At 69.3% G+C, this 22,805-nt stretch carries 19 protein-coding genes; 6 read left to right on the plus strand and 13 right to left on the minus strand.

What is annotated here, in order from left to right:
- Window positions 1–65 precede the first annotated feature (65 nt).
- From ACZ7OI_RS38625 to xsc, 4 genes are all read right to left on the minus strand, one after another.
- The gene (locus ACZ7OI_RS38625; protein ID WP_470269069.1) at window positions 66–812 is read right to left on the minus strand and encodes a sulfite exporter TauE/SafE family protein; all 747 of its coding nucleotides are present in this window, start codon (window positions 810–812) and stop codon (window positions 66–68) included.
- A 326-nt stretch (window positions 813–1,138) separates the two neighbouring features.
- Window positions 1,139–2,503 (minus strand): amino acid permease, encoded by a 1,365-nt coding sequence (locus ACZ7OI_RS38630; protein WP_470269168.1) that lies wholly within the window; start codon window positions 2,501–2,503, stop codon window positions 1,139–1,141.
- Between the two features lie 294 nt (window positions 2,504–2,797).
- Complete coding sequence (locus ACZ7OI_RS38635) at window positions 2,798–4,162, minus strand: aspartate aminotransferase family protein (RefSeq protein ID WP_470269070.1); 1,365 nt, start codon at window positions 4,160–4,162, stop codon at window positions 2,798–2,800.
- 169 nt (window positions 4,163–4,331) lie between these two features.
- Window positions 4,332–6,140, minus strand: coding sequence for a sulfoacetaldehyde acetyltransferase (gene xsc, locus ACZ7OI_RS38640; protein ID WP_470269071.1), 1,809 nt, complete (start codon window positions 6,138–6,140; stop codon window positions 4,332–4,334).
- 145 nt (window positions 6,141–6,285) lie between these two features.
- Between xsc and ACZ7OI_RS38645 the strand changes: the two genes are divergently transcribed.
- Genes ACZ7OI_RS38645 through ACZ7OI_RS38655 form a run of 3 tightly spaced genes read left to right on the plus strand, consistent with a single transcriptional unit; the run spans window position 6,286 to window position 9,765 of the window.
- On the plus strand, window positions 6,286–7,131 hold the full coding sequence (locus tag ACZ7OI_RS38645; RefSeq protein ID WP_116199134.1) for an IclR family transcriptional regulator: 846 nt from the start codon (window positions 6,286–6,288) through the stop codon (window positions 7,129–7,131).
- Between the two features lie 13 nt (window positions 7,132–7,144).
- Window positions 7,145–8,089 (plus strand): AAA family ATPase, encoded by a 945-nt coding sequence (locus ACZ7OI_RS38650; protein WP_470269072.1) that lies wholly within the window; start codon window positions 7,145–7,147, stop codon window positions 8,087–8,089.
- Entirely contained in the window at window positions 8,086–9,765 is a 1,680-nt protein-coding gene (locus ACZ7OI_RS38655) for a cobaltochelatase CobT-related protein (protein WP_470269073.1), read from the plus strand. The genes ACZ7OI_RS38650 and ACZ7OI_RS38655 overlap by 4 nt, the downstream gene beginning before the upstream one ends.
- Here ACZ7OI_RS38655 and ACZ7OI_RS38660 read toward each other — a convergent pair.
- The 5 genes from ACZ7OI_RS38660 to ald all read right to left on the minus strand — a co-directional run bounded on the left by ACZ7OI_RS38660 (window position 9,762) and on the right by ald (window position 15,864).
- Complete coding sequence (locus tag ACZ7OI_RS38660) at window positions 9,762–11,201, minus strand: sodium:solute symporter family protein (RefSeq protein ID WP_470269074.1); 1,440 nt, start codon at window positions 11,199–11,201, stop codon at window positions 9,762–9,764. The genes ACZ7OI_RS38655 and ACZ7OI_RS38660 overlap by 4 nt on opposite strands.
- Complete coding sequence (locus tag ACZ7OI_RS38665) at window positions 11,195–11,434, minus strand: DUF3311 domain-containing protein (protein ID WP_470269075.1); 240 nt, start codon at window positions 11,432–11,434, stop codon at window positions 11,195–11,197. Before ACZ7OI_RS38665 ends, ACZ7OI_RS38660 begins: the two co-directional genes overlap by 7 nt.
- A complete protein-coding gene (locus ACZ7OI_RS38670) occupies window positions 11,431–13,095 on the minus strand; it encodes an amidohydrolase (protein ID WP_470269076.1) in 1,665 nt (554 codons plus the stop codon). The genes ACZ7OI_RS38665 and ACZ7OI_RS38670 overlap by 4 nt, the downstream gene beginning before the upstream one ends.
- A gap of 96 nt (window positions 13,096–13,191) precedes the next feature.
- A complete protein-coding gene (gene pdxR / locus ACZ7OI_RS38675) occupies window positions 13,192–14,655 on the minus strand; it encodes a MocR-like pyridoxine biosynthesis transcription factor PdxR (RefSeq protein WP_470269077.1) in 1,464 nt (487 codons plus the stop codon).
- A 93-nt stretch (window positions 14,656–14,748) separates the two neighbouring features.
- Window positions 14,749–15,864 (minus strand): alanine dehydrogenase, encoded by a 1,116-nt coding sequence (gene ald, locus ACZ7OI_RS38680; protein WP_470229810.1) that lies wholly within the window; start codon window positions 15,862–15,864, stop codon window positions 14,749–14,751.
- A 205-nt stretch (window positions 15,865–16,069) separates the two neighbouring features.
- On the opposite strand from ald, the gene ACZ7OI_RS38685 reads away from it, so the two are divergent.
- Window positions 16,070–17,059, plus strand: coding sequence for a phosphotransacetylase (locus ACZ7OI_RS38685; RefSeq protein ID WP_470269078.1), 990 nt, complete (start codon window positions 16,070–16,072; stop codon window positions 17,057–17,059).
- A gap of 8 nt (window positions 17,060–17,067) precedes the next feature.
- Window positions 17,068–17,733: a phosphonatase-like hydrolase gene (locus tag ACZ7OI_RS38690; protein WP_470269079.1), complete on the plus strand. Its 666-nt coding sequence runs from the start codon at window positions 17,068–17,070 to the stop codon at window positions 17,731–17,733.
- Window positions 17,734–17,741: 8 nt separating this feature from the next.
- Here the strand turns inward: ACZ7OI_RS38690 and ACZ7OI_RS38695 are convergent, their stop codons facing one another.
- Window positions 17,742–19,256 (minus strand): ScoMcrA-related endonuclease, encoded by a 1,515-nt coding sequence (locus ACZ7OI_RS38695; protein ID WP_470269080.1) that lies wholly within the window; start codon window positions 19,254–19,256, stop codon window positions 17,742–17,744.
- Between the two features lie 32 nt (window positions 19,257–19,288).
- On the minus strand, window positions 19,289–19,861 hold the full coding sequence (locus tag ACZ7OI_RS38700) for a TetR/AcrR family transcriptional regulator (RefSeq protein WP_470269081.1): 573 nt from the start codon (window positions 19,859–19,861) through the stop codon (window positions 19,289–19,291).
- Between the two features lie 73 nt (window positions 19,862–19,934).
- On the opposite strand from ACZ7OI_RS38700, the gene ACZ7OI_RS38705 reads away from it, so the two are divergent.
- Window positions 19,935–21,095: an FAD-dependent monooxygenase gene (locus ACZ7OI_RS38705; protein ID WP_470269082.1), complete on the plus strand. Its 1,161-nt coding sequence runs from the start codon at window positions 19,935–19,937 to the stop codon at window positions 21,093–21,095.
- 47 nt (window positions 21,096–21,142) lie between these two features.
- Here ACZ7OI_RS38705 and ACZ7OI_RS38710 read toward each other — a convergent pair whose 3' ends face one another.
- Together ACZ7OI_RS38710 and ACZ7OI_RS38715 are read right to left on the minus strand one after the other, a co-directional pair.
- Window positions 21,143–21,787: a cysteine hydrolase family protein gene (locus tag ACZ7OI_RS38710; protein WP_470269083.1), complete on the minus strand. Its 645-nt coding sequence runs from the start codon at window positions 21,785–21,787 to the stop codon at window positions 21,143–21,145.
- Between the two features lie 72 nt (window positions 21,788–21,859).
- Window positions 21,860–22,786, minus strand: a complete 927-nt coding sequence (locus ACZ7OI_RS38715) for a LysR substrate-binding domain-containing protein (RefSeq protein ID WP_470269084.1) — start codon at window positions 22,784–22,786, stop codon at window positions 21,860–21,862.
- Between the last annotated feature and the right edge of the window lie 19 nt (window positions 22,787–22,805).

The raw sequence follows: 22,805 nt of genomic DNA on the forward strand, positions 1-22,805 counted from the left end.
GGCCGCCTGGTGGGTGGGGGAGCATAGGACAGCGCGGTGCGGGCCGAGAGACGTGCCGGAGAGGGTCACGTGACCACCGCTTGGCCTACCAAAGCCAGGGACAGCACGGCGAGGATGCCGAGAACGATCCGGCGGACATCGCCGCCGCCGTGGCGGTACAGCCAGGTTCCGGCGGCGACTCCGGCCAGGGCGATGGGGAGGAAGAGGGCGGTTTGCCGGAGGACGTCGCCGGTGAGCAGGCCGCCGGCGCCGGCGGTGGTGACTGTCATCAGGTCGGCGGCCAGGAAGAAGACGACCAGGCTCGCGCGGTTCACTGCCATCGGGAGCGGGGACGCCAGGTACATCAGGACGACTGGCGGGCCGCCCATTCCGCACGCTCCGTTGAGGACTCCGAAGGCGGTGCCCATGCCTGCGCACGCGGCGCGGCCGGGCAGGCGCCGGGTTCGGTGGCTGAAGGCCAGGGCCAGCGCCGAAAGTCCGACTACCAATCCGACGGTCAGTCTTGTCGCGCGTTCGGGCAGCGCGGCCAGGAACCAGATGCCCGTCGGCAGTCCGAGGAGTGCTCCGGCGAGGAGCCAGCGTATTGACGGGCGGTGGGCGTCGGGCCAGGCCTTCGGCAGCAGGGTCACGCTGGAGGCTACTTCCAGCAGGAGCGTGCTCGGGACGACTGCCGGCGGCGGCAGGACCAGGCAGAGGCAGCTCACCCAGACCAAGGACGCGCCGAAGCCGGAGTAGCCGCGGATCAGGCCTCCGGCCAGCAAAGCGGCGATGGCGAAGGCCATCGCCGCCGGGGGCAGCTGCCAGAAGGTCATCGGCGGGCCGGGGGAGCGAGGGCCCTGGACGGGTGCGGCATCAGACCTCCGGGGCGCGGGCGGACCGGTTCACTGTGCGGTACTTCTGGTCGTGGCGGTAGGTCCAGAATCGTGGCATCGCGGGGTGCCAGCCGGGACGGGCGGGCCTGACCAGGCGAGGAACTAAGCCGCGCGGTTCGGGCCTGGCGGCGAGGCCGGGGGAACCTGGCCGGACCAGGCGAGGACTGCTCCGAACTGACTCCGCGCGGGGTCGGCGGCACCAGCCGGGCGGAAGGTCTGGCCGAGAACCGGCAGACCGACGCGCCCGGCTGGGCCGAAGGGCCGGGTCAGGGAGAAGCCACCCCGGCCTCGCCCCTCGAGGAGTCCGTCTCGGCCGCGACCGCGGGACCGGCCGGACGCCGCTTCCGGACCTGGTACGCGATCAGGATCAGCACCAGGGTCACCGCGCTGAGCCAGAATTGCGACCGGGTCGTCGGGAGGAACGCCATGGCCAGGATGACCGCCGCCATCAGGGCGATCGTCGCGTAGCTGAGCCACGGGAACAGCCACATCTTCAGGCTCAGCGCGCCCGGATCGGTGTTCTGCAGCCGTTTCCGCAGCCGCACCTGGGCCAGCGCGATGGCGAGGTACACGAACAGCGCGACCGCGCCGTAAGAGTTCACCAGGAACTGGAAGATCAGGTTCGGCGAGGTGTAGGCCGCGATAACCGAGACGTAGCCGATGACAGTCCCGGCGATGATGGCTCGGCGGGGGACGCCGCTGCGGGACAGCTTCGTGAACATCTTCGGGGCGTCGCCGTTGCGGGTCAGGGCGAACAGCATCCGCGACGACGTGTACAACGCGGAGTTGAGGCACGACAGCACAGCGGTGAGGACGATCGCGTTCATGATCGTCGAGACCGCGGGAATGCCGAGCACGTCCAGGACCGCGGCGTACGGGCTGACGGCGGTGTCCGGCGAGTTCCAGGCCTTGACCGCGACCACGACGAAGACCGATCCGACGTAGAACAGCACCACGCGGAAGACGATGGAGCGCATGGCCTTGGCGATCGCGCGGCGCGGTTCAGCGGACTCGGCCGCGGCGATGGTGACGATCTCCGCGCCGGTGTAGAAGCCGACGCAGGGGACGACCGCCGCCAGGACCGCGCCGATGCCCATGGGGGCGAAGCCGCCATGGGAGACCAGGTTGCTGACGCCTCCGTGGGAGCCCGGCCAGACGCCGAACAGGTACAGGGCGCCGACCACCAGGAAGACCAGGATCGCGATGACCTTGATCGAGGAGAACCAGTACTCGAACTCGCCGTAGGACCGCGCGGAGACCAGGTTCGTGGCGGTCAGCAGCACGAGCAGGCCGAGGCTGAGCACCCACAGGGGCACGTTCGGCAGCCACAGCTGCAGGATCCGGCCGCCGGCCACCGCTTCCACGGCTACGACGATCACGAAGAAGTACCAGTACATCCAACCGACGGTGAAGCCCGCCCGGTTGCCCATCGCCTCCCTGGCGTAGACGTAGAACGAGCCGAGCGCGGGCCTCGCGACGGTCATTTCGGCCAGCATCCGCATGATGAGCACGGTGATCAGGCCGGCGATGAAGAACGAGACCACCGCCGCGGGCCCGGCGGACTGGATGACCACGCCGCTTCCGACGAACAGGCCGGCGCCGATCACGCCGCCCAGTGCGATCAGATTCATGTGGCGTTGCTTGAGACCCGGTTTGAGGCCGCTCTCGGCGGCTGTTTCCGGTGCAGAACCCACGTCTCCTCCTTCCGGCGGCGCCGGGGGACCTCGATGTCCCCGCGCCGACTGCCGCCGCGATGTCGCTGAGAGCTGCTGTGTGGTTCCCGTCACCGTAAGAAGGAACAGGCCCCGCCGCGAGAGCCAGATGCTAGCCATGCTCCGGTACCAGAACGGCCTGATTCCGGACAGCAGGACGGGCGCCGGGCCCCTTGGAACAAAGGGGTACCCAGCGCCCGTCCTGGCTATCCGTCAGGGCTGGATCGCCTTCTCCACGTCGGTGAGCATGCCGTCGACGCCGTGCAGCAGCTCGTCCAGCACGTCCGTGTCGGCCACCAGCGGCGGCGAGATCATCAGCATGGTCGCGCCCCGGTCGTCGCCGCGGAGGATGACTCCGGTGCGGCGGAACGACTCCGGCAGGACCTCGCGCAGGACCGTCAGGGACTCCTGGTCGGTCAGCTCGCGGCCGCCGTCGCGGTCGGCCATCAGCTCGATCGCGTAGAAGAACCCCGTGCCGCGGACGTCCTTGACGCAGCGGTGCGCGTCCTTCAGCGACTCCAAAGCGGCCTGCAGCTTCGGGCCCTCGGAGAGGACGTGCTCGGGCACCTTCTCGTCGCGCATCGCGCTGATGTTGGCGACCGCGATGGCCGTCGACACCGGGTGGCCGCCCCACGTCGCGCCGTGGGTGAAGACGCCGCCCTTCGGGGAGTCGTACAGCTCGGTGACCAGTTGCTCGCGCACGATCACGCCGCCGAGCGGGGCGTAGCCCGAGGTGGAGCCCTTGGCGAAGGTGATCAGGTCCGGTACGACACCGGTCAGGCCGTGGCCGAAGAAGTGGCCGAGGCGGCCGAACGAGCAGATGACCTCGTCGGACACCAGCAGGATGCCGTACTTGTCGCACAGCGCCCGCAGCGCCGGCCAGTAGCCCTCCGGCGGGACCAGCGCGCCCCGGCCGTTCTGGACCGGCTCGGCGAAGACCGCGGCGACCGTCTCGGGGCCTTCCTCGAGGATGACCGCCTCGATGGCGCGGACGCAGTCGAGCTGGTCGGCCGGGCCGCAGTCGCCGGTGAAGCCGAGGGTGTTCGGGACGTGCCGGATGCCCGGCAGCAGCGGGCCGAACGGCTCCTTGATCTTGGGCAGGCCGGTGACCGACAGCGCGCCCATTGTCGTTCCGTGGTAAGCCATTTCGCGGCTGATGATCTTCGTCCGCTCCGGGGCGCCCTGGCTGCGGTGGTACTGCCGGACGAACTTCAGCGCGGTCTCGACCGCCTCCGAACCGGAGTTCACGAAGAACGTGGTGCCGAGGTCGCCGGGGGCGAGGTCGGCGATGATCCGGGCGGCCTCGATCGACGGCGGGTGCGCCGAACCCCAGTTGCTGGCGTAGGCGAGGGTGCCGACCTGCTCGGCCGCGGCCGCAGCGATGTCCGCGCGGCCGTGGCCCATGTTGACGCAGAACAGCCCGGCGAGACCGTCGAGGTGGCGGCGGCCCTCGGTGTCGATCAGATAGCTGCCCTCGCCGCGGACGAACACCGGGAAGTCGCTCTGCCAGGTGTCCTTGCGCGTGAAGTGCGGCCCGAGGTGTCGGCGGGCAGTGGCCCGCAGCTCCGTGACGTTCACCTGGCGACCTCCTGTGTGTGCGAGAACGGGAATGTGTCGACGATCGCAATCTTTCTGGCCCCCGCCCAGAGCCAGAAAGCGGCCGATCACCGGTGCCAGATCGGGAGCCGGACGCGAAAGAACCGGCCGGGCGCGTTGCCCGGCCGGTTCTCGGCTCGCGAGGAGGCGATTACACGTAGTCCTGGTACTTCTCCAGGAACCGCACCGGCTTCGACAGCGCGTCGCGGCGGAACGGGTCGCCCAGCTCGCGGGTGCACATGATCTCGACGACCGTGGTGCGGCCCTCGTTCATCTGCGCGTCCACGGCCTTCTTCAGCGCCGGGCCGACGTCCTCGAGCTTGTCCACGACGATGCCGTCCGCGCCCATCGCCTGCGCGATTCCGGCGAAGCTCTCGCTTTCCAGTTCGCCCGCGACGAAACGGCGGTCGTAGAAGTCGACCTGGTTCTTCTTTTCCGCGCCCCACTGGCGGTTGTGGAACACGACGGCGGTGACCGGGATGTCGTGCCGGACCGCGGTCATGATCTCGCCCATGCTCATGCCCCACGCGCCGTCACCGGCGTACGCGATCGCCGGGCGGTCCATCGCGGCGGCCTTGGCGCCGATGATGGTCGGCAGCGCGTAGCCGCAGTTGCCGAAGGACATCGGCGCGAAGAACGACCTGGGCTCCTCGAAGCGCAAGTAGCTGTGCGCCACGGAGTTGATGTTGCCGATGTCAGTGGACACCATCACCCGGGCGGGCATGGCCTTTTCCAGTTCGCGCAGGACCTGGCGCGGGTGCAGCCAGTTGCCCTCCTCGCCCTCCTGCTCGGCGATCATGTCGAGGGAGTAAGGGTCCTTCTCGTGGGTCCACTCGGTGAGTTCCTCCTCCCACGCGTCCTTCTCGGCCTTGATGCGCCCGGCGCGTTCGTCGCGGGTGGCGTCGCTGGCGAGCGTGCGGTCGGCGAGGCGCTCGGTCAGCGCCGCGGCGGCGGCCTTCGCGTCGCCGCAGATGCCGACGGTGATCTTCTTGACCAGGCCGAGCATCTTGTGGTCGGCGTCGATCTGGATGATCTTCGCGTTCTTGGGCCAGTAGTCCATGCCGTGCTGCGGCAGGGTGCCGAACGGGCCGAGCCGGGTGCCGAGCGCGATCACCACGTCCGCCTGCGAGATCAGCTTCATCGCGGCCTTGGAGCCCTGGTAGCCGAGCGGGCCGCACCACTGCGGGTGGCTGGCCGGGAAGCTGTCGTTGTGCTGGTAGCTGTTGACGACCGGCGCGCCGAGGCGCTCGGCGAGGGCCTTGCACTCCTCGACGCCGTCGGACATGACGACCCCGCCGCCGGAGATGATGACCGGGAATTCCGCGGTGGCCAGCAGTTCGGCGGCCTGGGCGAGGGTCCGCTCGCCACCGGGGCCGCGGTCGAGCCGCTGCGGCTCGGGGATCTCGGTCTCGATCTCTCCGTAGAAGTAGTCGCGCGGGATGTTCAGCTGCGTCGGGCCGAGTTCCGCGTGCGCCCGGTCGAAGGCCCGCGCGGTGTACTCGGCCATCCGCTTCGGGTTGTTGACGTGCGCCTGGTACTTGGTGAACTCCTGGAACATCGGCAGCTGGTTGGCTTCCTGGAAGCCGCCGAGGCCGGTGCCCATCGTGCCCGCCTCGGGCGTGATCATCACGACCGGGCTGTGCGCCCAGAACGCCGCGGCGATCGCGGTGACGCAGTTGCTGATGCCGGGGCCGTTCTGCCCGATGACGACGCCGTGGCGCCCGCTTACCCGGGCGTAGCCGTCGGCCATGTGCGCGGCGCCCTGTTCGTGCACGACCGGGACGAGCCGGATGCCGGCCGGCGCGAAGATGTCCATCGCGTCCATGAACGCCGAGCCCATGATGCCGAAGATGTCGGTGACGCCGTTGGCCACCATCGTCTCGACGAAGGCCTCCGACGGGGTCATCTTCGCCGGCCCGCTGACGACGGTGCGGCCGTCGCCCGTCTTCCTCTCCGCCATGGTTGAACTCCTTCGACGCTGAAAGTCTTGGTTTTCGGTACGTGAGGTTCGTAAAAGCTGAACGCGATGGACGATAGGACGCCACGCGCGGGAGGTCAACCGGCAATTGATGGAAAACGAGACAGGATGTGCTAGTTTTCGGAACGTGAGTGAGTTGCGGAAGACCAGCGCCGTGGAACTCGTGCGCGAGCCGGACGGCGCGGGCCTCGACGGAGACACCCCGACCATGCGGCTGTTCTCGTTGCTCGAGCTGATCGCGGCGAAGGACCAGCTGGTGACGCTGCAGGGCCTGGTCGAGGAGACCGGCCTGCCGAAGCCGACCCTGCACCGCATGCTGCAGCAGCTGGAAGGCGCGGGACTGCTCGTGCGCCAGGCCGACGGGCGGCATTACGGCACCGGCGACCGGCTGCGCCGCCTCGCGGAGAACCTGCTGCTCAACGCCACGCATCACGGCGCCCGCCGCGCGGTGCTCAACCACCTGGTCGACGAGCTGGGGGAGAGCTGCAACATCACCGCGCTGTCCGGCAGCGAGATCGTCTACCTCGACCGCGTCGAAACGCCCGAGCCGCTGCGGTTCTACCTGCGGCCCGGTTCGCGCGTGCCGATCCACTGCTCGGCCAGCGGCAAGATCATCCTCTCCCAGATGAGCCCGGCGCAGCGGCGCAAGCTGCTGGCGCACGCTCCGCTCAAGCAGTACACGGCCAAGACGGTCACCGATCTCGACGCGCTGGAGGAGGAGTTCGCCCGCATCCGGCGCGACGGATTCGCCCTCGACGACGAGGAATTCCTGCCCGGGCTCGTGTGCGTGGCGGTGCTGGTGCCCAGCCGCACCGGGCGGTCCAACCTGGCGGTGGCCGTGCAGGCCCCGGTCATGCGGCTCACCGCCGACAAGGCTTTGCAGGCGCTCCCCGCGTTGCAGCGGGCCGCCGAAGCGATCAAGGAGGTCGAGGCCGAGGGGTCGGCCGACGACGCCGACAGCATCCCGTCCTGACGGAGGTCCCCCGATGAACCCGTTGTCCGGCAACGGTCCCGACGCCCGGATCGCCGTGCGCGACGCGTTCGGCCTCGATTCGAGCCTGGTAGTCCCGTGCTTTTCCGAAGCCGACGAGCACGTGCCCGAGATCGACCCGGCCTACCGGTTCAACCCGGACGTGACGCTCGCGTTGCTGGCCGGGTTCGCGCACAACCGGCGCGTGCTCGTGCAGGGATTGCACGGCACCGGCAAGTCCACCCACGTCGAACAGGTCGCGGCGCGGCTGAACTGGCCGTGCCTGCGCGTGAACCTCGACGGTCATCTCAGCCGTCTCGACCTCGTCGGCAAGGACGCGGTGGTGCTGCGCGAAGGCAAGCAGGTCACCGAATTCCGCGACGGAATCCTGCCGTGGTCGCTGCGGCGGCCGACGGCGCTGATCCTCGACGAGTACGACGCGGGACGGCCCGACGTCATGTTCGTCATCCAGCGACTGCTCGAACGGGACGGCAAATTCACCCTGATCGACAGCAACACCGTGCTGCGCCCGCATCCCGGTTTCCGGCTTTTCGCCACCGCCAACACCGTGGGGCTGGGCAATCTCAACGGGCTTTACCACGGGGTTCAGCGGCTGAACCACGCGCAGATCGACCGATGGAACATCGTCGCGGCGCTGGATTATCTGGCCCCCGAAGAGGAAGCCGCGATCGTGCGGGCGCGCGTGCCGGGGCTGTCCGGGCAGCTCGTCGAGGCGATGGTGGCGGTGGCCGGGCTGACCCGCGAGGGGTTCCGGGCGGGTGATCTGTCGGCGCTGATGTCGCCGCGCACGGTCATCACGTGGGCGGAGAACTGCGAGATCTTCACCGACCCGGCGCTCGCGTTCCGGCTGACGTTCCTGAACAAATGCGACGAGGCCGAACGCCCGGTCGTCGCCGAGTACTTCCAGCGGTGCTTCGACCGGGAGCTGGCCGCGGCGTGAGCACGCCCGAGACCCGGCGGCGCCAGCAGGTCGAGGAGCTGTCCGCGGCGGCGATCCGGGCGGTCGGCGGGGTGCCGGACGCGCATTTCCGGGGCGGGCGCTTGCATCGCGGCACCCGTCCGGCGCCGATGCCCGCGCCGCATTTGCGTGCCGAGGACGAGGATCTGCGGTCCTTTCGCGGGGCGGCGGACGGGATGGCGCTCCACCTGAGCCGCTCCGATCGGGACCTGCACAAGCAGTTGCGGCCGGACGGCGGCGTCGAGCGGCTGTTGTTCGAGCTGCTGGAGCAGTTCCGGGTGGAGTCCTTGGTTCCGGCCGGTTTTCCCGGTGTGACAGCGAATGTGCGGCGGCGGCACGAACGGTGGTCGCTGTCGGCGCACCACAATGGACTGACCGAGACGGCGCGTGGCGTGTTGCTTTACACCGTCGCGCAGGTCGCGCGGGCGCGGATCACGGGCGAGCCGGTCGTGGAAGAGACCGAGGATCTGATCGAGGCGACCCGGGCGGCGATCGCGCCGATGGTTGGTGCGCAGTTGGCTGGGCTTCGGCGGCATCGCGCTGATCAGGCGGCGTTTGCCGAGCATGCGCGGGCGCTGGCCGAAGCGGTGGCCGCGTTGCTGGAACCGGAGAAGGCCGAAGACGCCGAGGACGAAGAAGACACTGCGGCGTACGCGTTGCTGCTGGATTTCGACGACGACACCGGCAGCGAGGAAGGCGGTGTCGCGGGCCTCGCTGACCACAAAGGACCGGTGGCCGCTGGGCAGTATCGGGTTTTCACCACCGCTTACGACCGCGAGGACCGGGCGGGGCCGTTGGTGCGGCCGGAATTGTTGCGTGAGTTGCGCCAAAGGCTTGATGCCCAGGTCGCGAAGCAGGGCGTCAACGTGGCTCGGCTCGCGCGGGAACTCACGGCGGTGCTCGCCGAGCCCGAGCGGTCCGGGTGGGACGGCGCGCAGGAGGAAGGCCAGATCGACGGCCGGGCTCTCGCGCGCCTGATCGCGACGCCCGCGGACCACCGGGTGTTCCGGGTCGAGCGGACGGAGCCGGTCGCGGACGTCCTGGTGACGTTCCTGATCGACTGCTCCGGGTCGATGAAGGCGCACCGGGAAACCGTTGCGGTGCTTGTCGATCTCTTCGCTCGCGCGCTCGATCTCGCCGGCGCCAGCTGTGAAATCCTCGGTTTCACCACGGGTGCCTGGCACGGCGGACGGGCGCGTCGGGACTGGATGCGCGCCGGGCGGCCGAAACAGCCGGGGCGGCTCAACGAGCGCCGGCATCTGGTGTTCAAGGATGCGGCCACTCCCTGGCGGCGGGCTCGGCGGGACGTCGCGGCGTTGCTCAAATCCGATCTGTTCCGCGAGGGCATCGACGGCGAGGCGCTGGCGTGGGCGGCCGAACGGGCGCGGGCGTGCGAGGCGCGGCGGCGGCTGGTTTTCGTGCTGTCGGACGGAAGTCCGATGGACGGCGCGACTGTGCTGGCCAACGAGGAGCGTTATCTCGACCGTCATCTCGTGCAGGTGGCCGATGGGCTGGAGCGGAGCGAGACGGAGGTGTACGGCATTGGCGTCGGGCTCGATCTCAGTGCGTATTACCGCCGCAGTGTGGCGCTGGACGCCGCGGAAGGCACGGGATTCCGTGCCTTCCGCGAGATCCTCGATCTGATGGCGCGCCGCTAGCCGGCCGGTTGAGCGACCGGCGAGACCGCGGCGGGTTCGTTGCGCTCCAAGGCAATCGGCGAACGCTTCTTGCCGGGGGCGAGCAGGCTCCAGCCGAACACGATCACCAGGTTCACGCCCATCGACACCAGGCCGGTGTTGAGGCCGCCGAGCGTGACACCGGTGGCGTACAGGACGACCGCGGTCACCACGCCGACCACCATGCCGGTCGCGATCGCGGCCGTGCGCACCCGCCGGGCGAACAGGATCGCCAGCCAACCTGGCACGACCTGGGCCAGCAGGTTGTAGGTCAGGTTCAGCACGGTGAGCATGAGCGTCGAGGCGGTCAGCGTGAGCACGGCGGCGAGCACCAGGAACACCGCCACAGCCACGACCGTCCAGCGCCGTTGTGCCGCGGGCCGGACGTTCGGGGCCAGATTTCGGCTGACCATGCCGCCGATCGCCAACGCCGTCGCGGACAGCACCAGGACGCCGGACAACGCGGCACCGGCGGCCACGAGACCCAGAACCGGTTCTGGCAGAAGGCCTTTCGCGGTCACCATGAAGACGGTGTTCGGGTTCTTCAGCCCGGGGCGCTGTTTCAGCCCGTAGTAGGCGGCGAAGACGAGGAACGGGTAGATCAGCATATACAGCGGCATCCACACCGTCGAACTCTTCACCGCCCGCTCAGAACGCGCCGGGAACACGTACGCGCCGCCGAAACCGAGGTAGAAGACCACGCTCTGGAACAGGATCGTGGTCATCGCGAACCACAGATCCTGTCCGCCCATCGTGGTTTGCGCCCTGGCCAGCGCCTCCGGTCCGGTCACGCCGGACGTCCCGCCGGCGACCAGCACCGCGGCGAGGCCGACGAGCACCACGCCGAGCAGCATGAACGCGTCCTTGAGGATCGACACGAACGCGGGGGAGCGGATGCCGGACACGGCGATGTAGGCGAACGCGATGATCCCGGCCAGCAGGACGCACTGCACGGGCGTGAGTTTCAGCCCGAGGTTGCTCAGCACCACCTGCAGGCCGATGAACTGGTACTGGCCCCACGGCACGAGCGCGATCAGCATCGTCACGCACGTGATCAGTTCCAGCGTCCGGCTGCCGTAATGGCGGCCGAAGACGTCCGGGACAGTCATCGCGTCGTGTTTGCGCGCCGCGCGCCAGACGAGCGGGGCGAGGAAGTAGCCCAGCGAGTAGGCGAGCAGGATGTAGCCGAGGAACCAGATTCCGTAGCTCGCGCCGTGGGCGTAGATCCCGCTCGGGAAGCCGATCATCGTGCCGATGCTGTACACCTCGCCGACGGCCAGGAAGTACAGCAGCCACGGCGGGAACGAGCGGCCGCCGACCAGGAACTCGGAGATCCCGCCGCCGCGCGAGGAACGGCCTGCCCACAGCGCCAGCAGGATCGACAGGCCCATCACGACCGCGACAATGAGAATCAGCATTTCTGGTCCTCCTTCGCTGTGGGCTTGTCGGCCGGGTAGTGCTGGCGGTCGAAGAAGCGCCAGCTGATCCACAGGCAGAGAGTGGTCAGCGGGAAGCAGAGGAACATCCAGAAGAACACCAGCGGGAACCCGGCGACGGTCGCGGGCGAGCCCGCCACCAGCGGGATTCCGCCGAGGATCGCGACCGCGGGGATGCCGAGCCCGATGCACAGGCTCGGCCAGCTGCGGATCATCGGACACCTCCGGCGGGGACGGGGTCGCGTTGCCAGACCAGCCGTCCGCCGATGACCGTGGCGTCGACGGTCAGGTCCCGGATCCGGCTCGGGTCCACTGCGGTCGGATCCTCGGGCAGCACGATGAGGTCCGCGAGCTTGCCGATTTCGAGGCTGCCCTTGAGCTCTTCCTCTCCGGCCAGGTAGGCGGCGTCGATCGTGTAGCCGCGCAGAGCGGCTTCGACGTCGATCGCCTGTTCCGGGCCGAGCAGCTGGCCGCTGCTGGTTTGCCGGGCGACGGCGCACCAGATGCCTTCCAGCGGCGGCACCGGGGTGACCGGGGTGTCGGAGTGGAGTCCGAAGTGGATTCCGCGGGAGCGCGCCGACGCGAGCGGGCTGATCCGGCGAGCCCGTTCGGGGCCGAGGAAAACGTCCCGGTGCCGGTCGCCCCAGTAGTAGACGTGCTTGATGAAGAACGACGCGGCGATGTCGTTTTCGGCCATCCGGTCGAGCTGGTCCTCGCGGGCCGTCTGGCAGTGCTCGATGCGGTGGCGGCGGCCGGTGCCTTCGGGCGCGCCCAAGCGGGCGTAACCGTCGATGATGGCGTCGATCGCCGCGTCGCCATTGCCGTGCACGGCGACCTGCCAGCCCGCGGCGTCGAGCGCGGCGATGCGGCGGGAGAGTTCGTCCGGTTCGAGCAGCATCATGCCGTGGTCGTCGGGGTCGCAGGTGTAGCCCTCGGCCAGACAGCCGGTGCGGCCCTGGATCGAGCCGTCGGCGACGATCTTGATGCCGTTCATGGTGAAACCGTCCGGATTGGACGGATCCGGCGACTCGGGGGTGCCCTCGGCGAGGCCGGGCAAGAGGGTGTGGAAGAGATAGCCGTGGATGCGGGTGCGCAGTTTTCCGGCGCGGGTCAGCATCCGGTACGCGGCGAGTTCCTGCTCGCCGCCGATCAAGCCGATTCCGGTGTCGTGCACCGAAGTGACGCCGTTGCGCAGGTACTCGGCGTCGGCCAGCTGGAGCGCGTTGGCCAGTTCGTCGGGGCCTTGCGAGGGCATCGCGGAGTTGACGAGGAAGGCCGCGGTCTCGATGAGGAGGCCGGTCGGCTCGCCGCGTTCGTCGCGGGCGATGACGCCGCCGGGCGGGTCGGGAGTGGCGGCGGTGATGCCGACGGCTCGCAGCGCGGCGGAATTCGCCACGGAGAAGTGGCCGGTCACGTGGGTGAGCAGGACCGGGTTGTGCGGCGAGGCCGGGTCCAGGTCGTGCCGGGTGGGGTGCCGGTTGTCGGCGAGAAGCGTGTCGTCGTAACGGAAACCCTTGATCCATTCGCCGGGGCCGAAATCGCGCGCCGCCTGCCGGACGCGGCCGGCGATGTCGCTGATCCGGTCGTTGGGCGGGCTGCCGGCGTCGACCGGGGCGGCCAGCGCCATCCCGAAGAACGACGGATGGTTGTGCGACTCCACGAAACCCGGGACGACCGTGCGCCCGGCCAGGTCGAGCACTGTCGTTTCGGGACCGGCGAGGGCGGCGATCGCGCGGTCGTCGCCGACCGCGGTGATCCGGCCGTCGCGGGCGGCGAGCGCGGACGCCCGCGTCCCGCCTCGGTCCAGGGTCAGCACCGTGCCCCCGAGCACCACCAGGTCGGGAGCCGGACGAGCGGATACCGCGGGTTCGCCCACGATGGGACCTCCTTGTCCACGTGTCCTGCCCCCAAGACAGTGCCGGGGGAGCTGGCCCGCGAACAGGTCCAGAAAGCGACGCGCGCGTGGTGCCAGTCAGCTGTCCAGCAGCTCCCGGCAGAGGTCGCCGAGCAGCCGGATCCCGGGGTCGATCGCGGACGGCGGGGTGGCGGAGAAGCCGATGCGGAAGTGGTTGCGCGGCGGGTCGTCGCCGAGGAAGAAGATGTCGCCGGGTTCGATGAGGATTCCCAGTTCTTCCGCGCGTTCCACCAGGAGGCGGCAGTCCAGTTCGGACGGTCCGGTCATCCAGAGGCTGACGCCGCCGGGCGGGTACGGGCCCTGCGCCCACGGCAGGTATTCGGTGACCGCGGCGCAGGTGGCGGTCCACTTGCGCATCAGTTTCGTGCGGTAGCGGCGGAGCGATCGGTGGTACTCGCCGCTTTCGATCAGCAGCGCCAGCGCCCGTTGCAGCTGGCCGGGCGGGTGGCGGAGGACGTACCGGCGGGCCTCGCGCAGCGCGCGCACCAGTTCGCGCGGTCCGACCAAGTAGCCGAGGCGGAGTCCGGGGGAGAGGAATTTGGAGAACGTGCCGAGATAGACCGCGTCGCCGGTGTTGTCGAGTGCCTTCAACGCCGGGGTGGGGCTGCCTTGGTAGCGGAATTCGCTGTCGTAGTCGTCTTCGACCACCACTGTGCCGGACGCGGCGGCTTGGGCGAGGAGCTGGCGGCGTCTGCCGATGCTGAGTGTGGCGTTGGTGGGGTGCTGATGGCTCGGGGTGAGGTAAAGGAGGTCGACGCCGTCGAGCGACTCGGGCGGCTGCAGGCCGCGGGAGTCGACGTCGATTCCGGTCACGCGGGCGCCGGTGCGGAGGAAGATGTGCCGGGCGTCGAGGTAGCCGGGGTTTTCGATGGCGACGACCTGATCCGGGCCCAGCAGCACGCGGCCGAGCAGGTCGAGGCCCTGCTGCGAGCCGACGGTGATCAGCACTTCGTCCGGGTCGGCCTCGATGCCCCGCGTGGTCAGCAGCTGGCGGCACACCATTTCGACCAGCATCGGGTCGTCGGAGCCGACGCTGTCTTGCAGGCTGTGGAAGACGTGCGGCCGGTAGAGCGCATCGCGGAGGCAGCGCGTCCAGGACCGGGCCGGGAACGCGGTGATGTCGACCTGCCCGGCGAGGAACGGGTACGGATAGCTCGCCCAGTCGGTGCGTTTCTCGATGTGGGCCACGCCGGCGTCCGGGAACCGGCGCACCCGGTTCGCCCAGTCGATCCGCGATTCGGTGTCCCGTGCTTCCACCGCGCAGTGCGGGCGCATCTCGCCGTTGACGAACAGTCCGCTGCGCTCGCGGCTTTCCACGTAGCCCTCGGCGACCAGCTCCTGGTAGGCGAGGTTGATCGTGTTCCGGGAAACGCCCAGTTCGACGGCCAGTTCCCGCGAGCTCGGCAGCCGGCGGGCCGGGTCGAACGTGCCGATGGCGATCCCGTGCTCGATCGCCCGCCGGACCTGGCGGTACAGCGGTTCGTCCGACGAGCGGTCGATCTCGATCAACGTGCGTGGCAAGTGCGGTCTCCCAAGTGGCCGGCGTGCAGCGGGGTGGGCTGAAACGTAACTCGCAGTGGCCGGTTTTCCCACCCCGCGCCACGCCGACGAAGCTCAGGCCAGCGCGTCGGCGACGTCGGTGACCGGGAGGCCGTGCGCCGTGGCGACCGGCTCGTAGGTCAGCTTGCCGTCGACCGTGTTCACGCCGCCCCGGAGTTCGGGCGTGTCCTGCACCGCGGTCCGCAGGCCCTTGTTCGCGATCTCCAGCGCGTAGGGGAGCGTGACGTTGGTGAGCGCGTGCGTGGAGGTGTGAGGGACCGCGCCGGGCATGTTGGCCACGCAGTAGAACACCGATTCGTGCACCCGGAAGGTCGGGTCGGCGTGGGTCGTCGGGCGCGAGTCCTCGAAGCAGCCGCCCTGGTCGATCGAGATGTCCACCAGCACGCTGCCCGGCTTCATCCGCGAGACCGTCTCATTGGACACCAGGCTCGGGGCCTTCGCTCCCGGGACGAGCACCGCGCCGATCACCAGGTCGGCTTCCAGCACTGCCTGCTCGATCGCGTACGAGTTCGCGGCGGCGGTGCGGATGCGGCCCTGGTACATCCGGTCGGCGGCGCGCAGCTTGTCGACGTTCTTGTCGAACAGCACGACGTCGCCCCAGGTCCCGGCCGCGACGGCGACCGCGTTCATCCCGGCGACGCCCGCGCCCAGCACGACCACGCGGGCCGGCGGAACCCCGGAGACGCCGCCGATCAGCACGCCGCGCCCGCCGTTGACGCGCATCAGCGTCTGCGCGCCGACCTGCGGGGCGAGCCGTCCCGCTACCTCGCTCATCGGGAACAGCAGCGGAAGGGAGCCGTTCGGCAGCTGGACGGTTTCGTAGGCCACCGACGTCGTGCCCGCGTCGAGCAGGGCCTTGGTGCAGGGCTCGCTCGCGGCGAGGTGCAGGTAGGTGAAGAGCAGCTGGTCCGAACGCAGCCGGTGGTACTCCTCGGCGACCGGCTCCTTGACCTTCAGCACCATGTCCGCGGTGCCCCAGACGTCGTCCGCGTGGTCGAGCAGCTTCGCGCCGGCCGCGGCGTAGTCCTCGTCGCGGATCGACGAGCCCTCGCCCGCGCCGCGCTCCACGAAGACCTCGTGGCCGGCCGAGGTGAACTCGTGCACTCCGGCCGGCGTCGCCGCCACCCGGTATTCGTGGTTCTTGACCTCGCGAGGCACACCGATCTTCATCGCCCTGCTCCCATCTGCCGTGTGTGGTCCGACCGAGAGTGCGGGAGGACTGGCCACCGCGAAAGTGCCAGAAACCGCTCGGTCGGCGGGTCCAGACGGTGCGTCGTCTGGACCCGTCAACGGGGACTGTTCTGGCTCTGTCCCTTAGGGCCAGGGGCCGAGATCCTGCTCGGGGAGCACTGCCGTCCGCGAGGGAGTTTGCGAGATGACCATGGCCCCTCTGGCCGAGACCTGGCGGGAACGCGTCGGCGACGCCCGCCCGCGGATCGCGCTTGCCGACGGCGCCGACCCGCGCGCCGTCACCGCGGCTTCGCACCTGGCCGACCGCGGCGAGATCGAGCCGGTGCTGGTGGGACCTTCGGCGGAGATCGCTGCTGTCGCGGCTGAGCTCGGCTTTTCGGTGCCGCCTTTTCTGGACGCTGCTGCCCTGGCTGCCGACGAGGCTGTTCTCGCGCGCCTGGCTACGGCCTTTCCCGACCGGGTGGAGACGGTCCGCAACGATCCTGTTGCCCTCTCCGCTGCGCTTCTGGCGCTGGGCCGGGTGGACGCATGCCTCGCCGGTGCGACGCGGCCGACGTCCGATGTGCTCCGGGCTGGGCTGCGGATTGTCGGCCTCGCGCCTGGGGTGCGGACTCTGAGCAGTTGCTTCCTGATGCTGTTGCAGGACGGCCGATCGCTCACTTTCGCCGACTGTGCCGTGGTTCCGGAGCCGGATGCGGAGGCTTTGGCGGATATCGCTGTCGGCGCGGCGTCGACGCACCGCGCGTTGACCGGAACCGAGCCTGTTGTGGCGATGTTGTCGTTCAGCACCCAAGGCAGTGCGAAGCATTCGGCGGTGGACAAGGTGCGTCAGGCGACTTCGCTGGTGCGTGAACGGTTGCCGGGCGTGGATGTGGACGGCGAACTGCAATTCGATGCCGCTGTCGTGGATGCGGTCGGGGTGGCCAAGGCGCCGCGGTCGACTGTCGCCGGGCGGGCGAATGTGTTGGTGTTCCCCAATCTCGACGCGGGGAACATTGCTTACAAGATCGCGGAACGGCTTGGCGGAGCGACTGCGCTCGGGCCGATTCTGCAAGGCGTCGCAGCGCCGCTGCACGACCTTTCGCGCGGCTGCAGCGCGGCCGACATCGAGACGATGGCCCTGATCAGCGCGGTGCACGCGGTGACCGGGCGGGAAGTGGAGGGGGTTCGATGACGCGAGGTGTGGAGCTGGTCGTGCTGGACATGGCCGGCACGACGGTCCGGGATGACGGCGCTGTCGAGGCTGCTTTTTCCGCCGCGCTGGAGGCCGTCGGGGTTCCTGCGGACTCGCCGGAGCGGGAGGACGTGGACGCCTACGTTCGCGACACTATGGGGCAGTCGAAGATCGAGGTTTTTCGGGCGCTGTTCCCTGATTCGGGGGTTGCGGAGAAGGCTAATCAGGTTTTCGAGAGCGCGTTTGCTTCGCAGGCGGTTGAGGTTGCTGCGCCGCTTCCTGGTGCGGAGGAAGCGATCGACAAGTTGCGGGCTCAGGGGCGTCGGGTGTGTTTGAGCACGGGGTTTTCGGCTCGGACCCGAGATGCGTTGCTGCGGCGGCTGGGGTGGACGGAGTTGGCGGATCTGGTGGTGTGCCCGGCGGATGCGGGCGGTCGGGGGCGGCCGTTCCCGGACATGGTGCTGACTGCGGTGCTGCGGTTGGGGATCACGGACGTGCGCGCTGTCGCGGTGGCGGGGGATACCGGGTTCGACATGCTGACCGGACGCCGAGCCGGCGCCTCGGTGGCGGCGGGGGTGTTGACGGGGGCGCATGACGAGGCGACGTTGCGGGCGCATGGGGCTACGCATGTGCTGGGGTCGGTGGCGGAGTTGCCTGCGGTTCTTGAAGGCTAGGGACTCGGCTACGCTTTTTTCCACTCGGCGGTGACAGCGAGATAGATTTCGCGGATCGCGTCGCGGTCGAGGCCATCCGGAATCGCCAGGCCTTCGAAAGCGGCGTAATAGGCGTAGTCGCCCAGCGAGGGAGCGACTTCCACTCGCAGAGTGTCGGGGTGGACCGCCAGCAGCCCGCGGTCGAGAAGCTTGTGCACATCAGCGCGCAACAGCATGCCGTTCGCGTGCGATTCGTGTTCAGCGAACGAACCCAGGTGGGCGGCCTCGAGTGCCTCCTTCGGACACGGCCCGGTGATCGCGCACCGCGAACCATGCTGCGCGAGCAGGTTGTTCCGGAAAGAGGCCTGTCCGATGCGGAATTTGGTCCGTCCTTCGCGGCGTCCGCCTGCCGGGATTTTCGGCGGGCTGCTCCTGCGTCGTGGCACGGAGACGGTCGAGTCTTCGAGCAGCGTCAGCATCGCGGCGTGGTCGAGGCGGCGGATCGCATTCTGGTCCGCTTTGTCGAGCAGTCGCTCGTGCACCTGGTCTCGGGAGACAGTTCCGTCGGCTGGACGGTAGCCAGTGCTGTAAGTCGCGACGAACTGGGTGACCGACCTCGTCTCCCGGCGCGGCTCGTCGAACTCGTGACGGCAGTTTTTGTGCCGGCACCGGTATCGCGGGCGCAGGGTTTTGCGCGGCTCGAAGAAGCTCCGGCCGCAGTTCGGGCAGGCTTGTTTCGGCTTGAGGACGTCGGGCTGGGAATCGATCCGCTCGATCCGGCTGATGCCGTGCACCCGGTGGGCGTCCCACAGCACGATGAGGTCTCCGACGCGGAGCCGGAGCGAGTTGGAGACGAGGTTGTCGTAGACGTACTGGTCGCCGAGCACGTCGGGGTAGCCGCCGTTGCCGTCGTACTTCCGCTTGCCCTCCGCGGAGAACAACGCCCACGCCCCGCGATCCATCCCGGACCGGATTTCCTTTGCTTTGGCCCGCATCGCCTTCTGGTCCCGTTCGAACTCGCGCAGCACCTCGTCGGCCAGTTCGCTGCCCCGGGCCGGCGTGCCAGCGCGCTTCTGCAGGTCGCGCAGTTTGTCCTGGACACTGCGGGCTGAACGGAACTTGTCGCTGTACTGTCCCGGAGCGACAGCGGACCGGAGAAGGTGCGACAGCTCGCGAACTCGCGAGTCGCTGGCGCTCGCTGCCTCCCTGTTGTTCGCGAACAACAGGGCGCACGCCAGGATCAGCTCGTCCCGAGACCACTCCGGCAGCCGTGGCGTCCGCACAGTGAATCCGAGTTCCGTGAGCTGGTCTTTCACCGCGCCGACATCGGCGACTTCGGCTGGAGTGAGCGGCCTGTGCCCGGGCAAGAAGGCGTGCGCGGCGGCGGCCAGGGCTTGGATTCCGTACTTGTGCTCGTCGTTGACGACGACGTATTCGCACCAGACCTCGAACCCGTATTCGGCGCAGAAAGCCTCCGCGCCGTACTCGTCGTGCTCCATCATCGCCGCGTGGACCACGGCACGGGTCAAGTCCGAAATGCTCACTGAGCAAGGTTATCCGATGCAGACAAAGCCTTTCACGTTTGCGGCGCGGGTGGCGCGACCGCCGCAGCGATCAGCGCCCCGGCCGCGATCTCGATCCGTTCGTCGTCCCCCGTCACGATGCGGTCCAGGCACAGCCCCCTCAGGCCGGAGATCAGCAGGCTCGCCCGCGCCCCTGCCTCGGTTTCGGGGTAGCCCAGTTTCCGGTACACCGGCATCAGCGGGTCCACCATCGCGGTGATCGTCTCCCGGGCGGTTTCCAGGTACCGCTCCGGTTGCGTCGGGGCCAGGGCCAGCACCTGGAACAGGATGTGGATCGGCCGTTGCTGGCGGCCTCGGGTGATCGCTTGCCACAGGGCGTGCGCGGCGGCGGCGAGGGAGTTTTCGTCGTGCACGGCGCGGAAAAGCTCGGTGACGTCCGGGCGGCTCGCGGCGATCGCTTCGGTGATCAGGTTTTCCCGGCTGCCGAAGTAGTACAGCAGCATCCGCTTGCTCGTCCCCAGCGCTTCGCCCATCGGCGCGAGCGACAGGTCCGCGATGCCGTGCGTCGCGAGGTAGCCCACGGCTTGCTGCAGCAGTTCGGCGCGGCGGCCGGTTCCGGAGTCCACCCCTTGACTGTACCGATCGGTACGCCGTACCGTCCATTCACGTACCGATCGGTACAAGGCGGAGGAGGGACTGATGGCGGGCAGGGTGGCGATCGTCGGCGGCGGGATCGGCGGGCTGACGCTCGCGCTCGCGTTGCGGCAGCGCGGGATCGGGGCGGAGGTGTACGAGCGGTCGGCCGAATTGCGCGAGGTCGGCGCGGCGGTGGCGTTGGCCGCCAACGGGTCTCGGGTGCTCGAGCGGCTGGGGTTGCGGGACGAGTTGGCCGCGTGTTCCGCGGTGCCGACGGAGCTGGTTTACCGGCATTGGCGGGGCGGGCAAAGGGTGGCCGCGTTTCCGATCGGGGATGCCTATGAGGAACGGTTCGCTGGGCCGTATTTCGGGGTGCATCGCGCGGACTTGCAAAGGATTCTGGCCGACGCGTGGGGCAAGGTCCATCTTGGACGGCAGGTGGTCGCGGTGGTCGCGGACGGGGCTGGGTATCGGCTCGAGTTCGCCGACGGGACAAGCGAAACCGCTGATGTGGTGGTGGGTGCGGACGGGGTGCATTCGACGGTTCGCGCGTGGGTGGACGACGCGCCGCTCGCCCGGTACTCGGGTTCGAGCGGGTTTCGCGGGCTGGTGCCGGTGGAGCGGTTGCCGTCGTTGCCGGACGCGGGGGCGATGCAGTTCTGGCTGGGGCCGGGCGGGCATCTCCTGCACTACGCGATCGGCGACGGGTCGGTGGTGAATTTCCTTGCGGTGCTGGACGAACCGGACGCTTGGGAAGGCGAATCGTGGACGGAGGACATTCCCCGCGAACGGATCGAGGCGGCGTTCGAGGGCTGGCATCCGGCGGTGCGGGAGATGGTCGGCGCGACGACGTTGTATCAGCGGTGGGGGTTGTTCGGCCAGTATCCGCTCAACCGCTGGCATCGCGGCGGCGTGGTGCTCCTCGGCGACGCCGCGCACGCGATGCTGCCGCACCACGGGCAGGGCGCGAACCAGACGATCGAGGACGCGGTGACGCTCGCCGAATGCCTGGCACGGCATTCACGCGAGGCGGCGCTGGCCAGGTACGAGAAGCTGCGGCGGCTTCGGACTCGTGCGGTGCAGCGGAGTTCGTGGGTGGCGAATGCGCTGTTGCATTTGCCGGACGGTCCGGCGGCGGAGGCGAGGGATGTGGCGCTGGGGCGGATCGGGGAGACGGTGGAGTGGATCCATGCGCACGACGCGTTGGCGGCCGCCAAGGGCTAGGCGGTGGAGCGGATCCGTTCGCACGACGCCTTGGCGACCGCCAGGGGCTAAGCGGCTTTCTTTTCCGCGAGAGCCTTGAATTCGGCGCTGGTCAGGACGTCCGCAGTGGATTGGGCGAGGACGACCAGCGTCGCGGCGTGCACCTCGGCGGCGGACATCGCGCCGTGGCCGAGGTCGGGGTGGTCGTAGGTGGCGCAGGCGTCGGAGAGCACTGCGGTGCGGAAGTCACGGAACATCGCGTCGCGGATGGTGGCGTGGACGCAGTCCTCGGTGGTCACTCCGGTGGCGATCAGGGTGTCCACGCCTCGTCCGCGGAGCTGCATTTCGAAATCGGTGCCGTAGAAGGCGCTGTAGCGGTGTTTGGGGATCAGCGGTTCGTCGGGGCGACGGTCCACTTCGGAATACAACGCGGCGCCGGGGGTTCCGTCGATGAGCGCGGTGCCGGCCGCGATCGGCGGGTACAGATCGGCGAACCGGCCCATGTCGGAGCCGTCGGGGCGGTGGACGTGCGCGGTGAAGAACACGGCGACGCCCGCGTCGCGGCAGAACCGGACGGTGTCGTTGAGGACGGGGATCATGGCGCGTCCGGCCGGGGATTCCAGCGGGGCGCCCGGGGCCAGGAAATCGTGCTGCATGTCGATGACGACCAGCGCGGTGCGGGCCGGATCGACGGTGGACAAGCGGTAACCCATGGAAGCTCCCTCCGCGGAGGTCCATGAAGTATCACGTCTCGACGTCGGTCGTCAAGAAAGCGACAGAAGGCGTCAGGCGTCTTCGATCTGCGCGGCGACGGTGTGCAGGGACGTGATCAGGGCCTGGGTGGCCGGGTTCAGCCTGCGTCCGGCGGCGAGCGTGAGGCCGACGCTGTGGCCGATGTTCTCCAGCGGCGTCGGCAGGGTGACCAGCCTCGGGTCGTCCATGCCGAGCAGGCCGGGGAGTGCGGCGACCATGGCGGTTTCGGTGAGGAGCTGCCGCACCGTCAAGAACGACGTGGCCTCGACGCGGTTGGCGGGCAGGTCGAGGCCGTGCTGGGCGAAGAGGCTTTCCAGTTCCTGGCGCAGCATCGTCTCGGTGCCGGGCACGATCCACGGGAAGTCGGCGAGATCCTCCAGCGAAACGCTCTCGCGCGCGGCGAGCGGGTGGTGCGCGCCGGCGACGACGCGGATCGACTCCTGGTACAGCGCTTGCCGCCGGGTGCCTTCCGTGCCGGGGCCGCTCAGCCTGCCGACGATCACGTCCACCCGGCCCGCGGTCAGCTCCACGAGGAGCGATTCGGGGGTTCCCTCGCGGACCACGACGGTGACCAGCGGGTGGTCGTTCTTCAAGTGCGCGATGGCGCGGGGCAGCAGCAGGTTCGAGCCCGCGAGGTGGATGCCCGCGACGACCCGGCCTCGCGTCGCGTCGGCGATTTCGACGACGTGCCGGGCGGCGTGGGTCAGCTGGGCGAGGACGGCGCGCGCGTGTTCGGTGAAGGCGGTGCCGAACTCGGTCGGCGTGATGCCGCGCGGACCGCGTTCGTAGAGCGGCACGCCGAGGATGGCTTCGAGGTCGTGCAGGCCGCGCGTGACGACCGGCTGCGTGACGTGCAGGGCGGCTGCCGCGCCGACGACGCTGCCCTGTTCGGTGAGGGTGTCCACCAGTACGAGGTGCCTGAGTTTGAGGCGGCCGTCGAGCAGGCGGGGCATCTCCATTCCGGCGACAGTACTGGCC

This window comes from Amycolatopsis sp. NPDC114503, assembly GCF_055633655.1.

Coding starts and splice junctions, on each gene's coding strand:
- ACZ7OI_RS38625 (WP_470269069.1), bottom strand. CDS start 812: ATGACCTTCTGGCAGCTGCCCCCGGCGGCGATGGCCTTCGCCATCGCC.
- ACZ7OI_RS38630 (WP_470269168.1), bottom strand. CDS start 2,503: ATGAATCTGATCGCACTGGGCGGCGTGATCGGCGCCGGCCTGTTCGTC.
- xsc (WP_470269071.1), bottom strand. CDS start 6,140: ATGGCGGAGAGGAAGACGGGCGACGGCCGCACCGTCGTCAGCGGGCCG.
- ACZ7OI_RS38650 (WP_470269072.1), top strand. CDS start 7,145: ATGAACCCGTTGTCCGGCAACGGTCCCGACGCCCGGATCGCCGTGCGC.
- ACZ7OI_RS38660 (WP_470269074.1), bottom strand. CDS start 11,201: ATGCTGATTCTCATTGTCGCGGTCGTGATGGGCCTGTCGATCCTGCTG.
- ACZ7OI_RS38665 (WP_470269075.1), bottom strand. CDS start 11,434: ATGATCCGCAGCTGGCCGAGCCTGTGCATCGGGCTCGGCATCCCCGCG.
- ald (WP_470229810.1), bottom strand. CDS start 15,864: ATGAAGATCGGTGTGCCTCGCGAGGTCAAGAACCACGAATACCGGGTG.
- ACZ7OI_RS38685 (WP_470269078.1), top strand. CDS start 16,070: ATGACCATGGCCCCTCTGGCCGAGACCTGGCGGGAACGCGTCGGCGAC.
- ACZ7OI_RS38705 (WP_470269082.1), top strand. CDS start 19,935: ATGGCGGGCAGGGTGGCGATCGTCGGCGGCGGGATCGGCGGGCTGACG.
- ACZ7OI_RS38710 (WP_470269083.1), bottom strand. CDS start 21,787: ATGGGTTACCGCTTGTCCACCGTCGATCCGGCCCGCACCGCGCTGGTC.
- ACZ7OI_RS38715 (WP_470269084.1), bottom strand. CDS start 22,786: ATGGAGATGCCCCGCCTGCTCGACGGCCGCCTCAAACTCAGGCACCTC.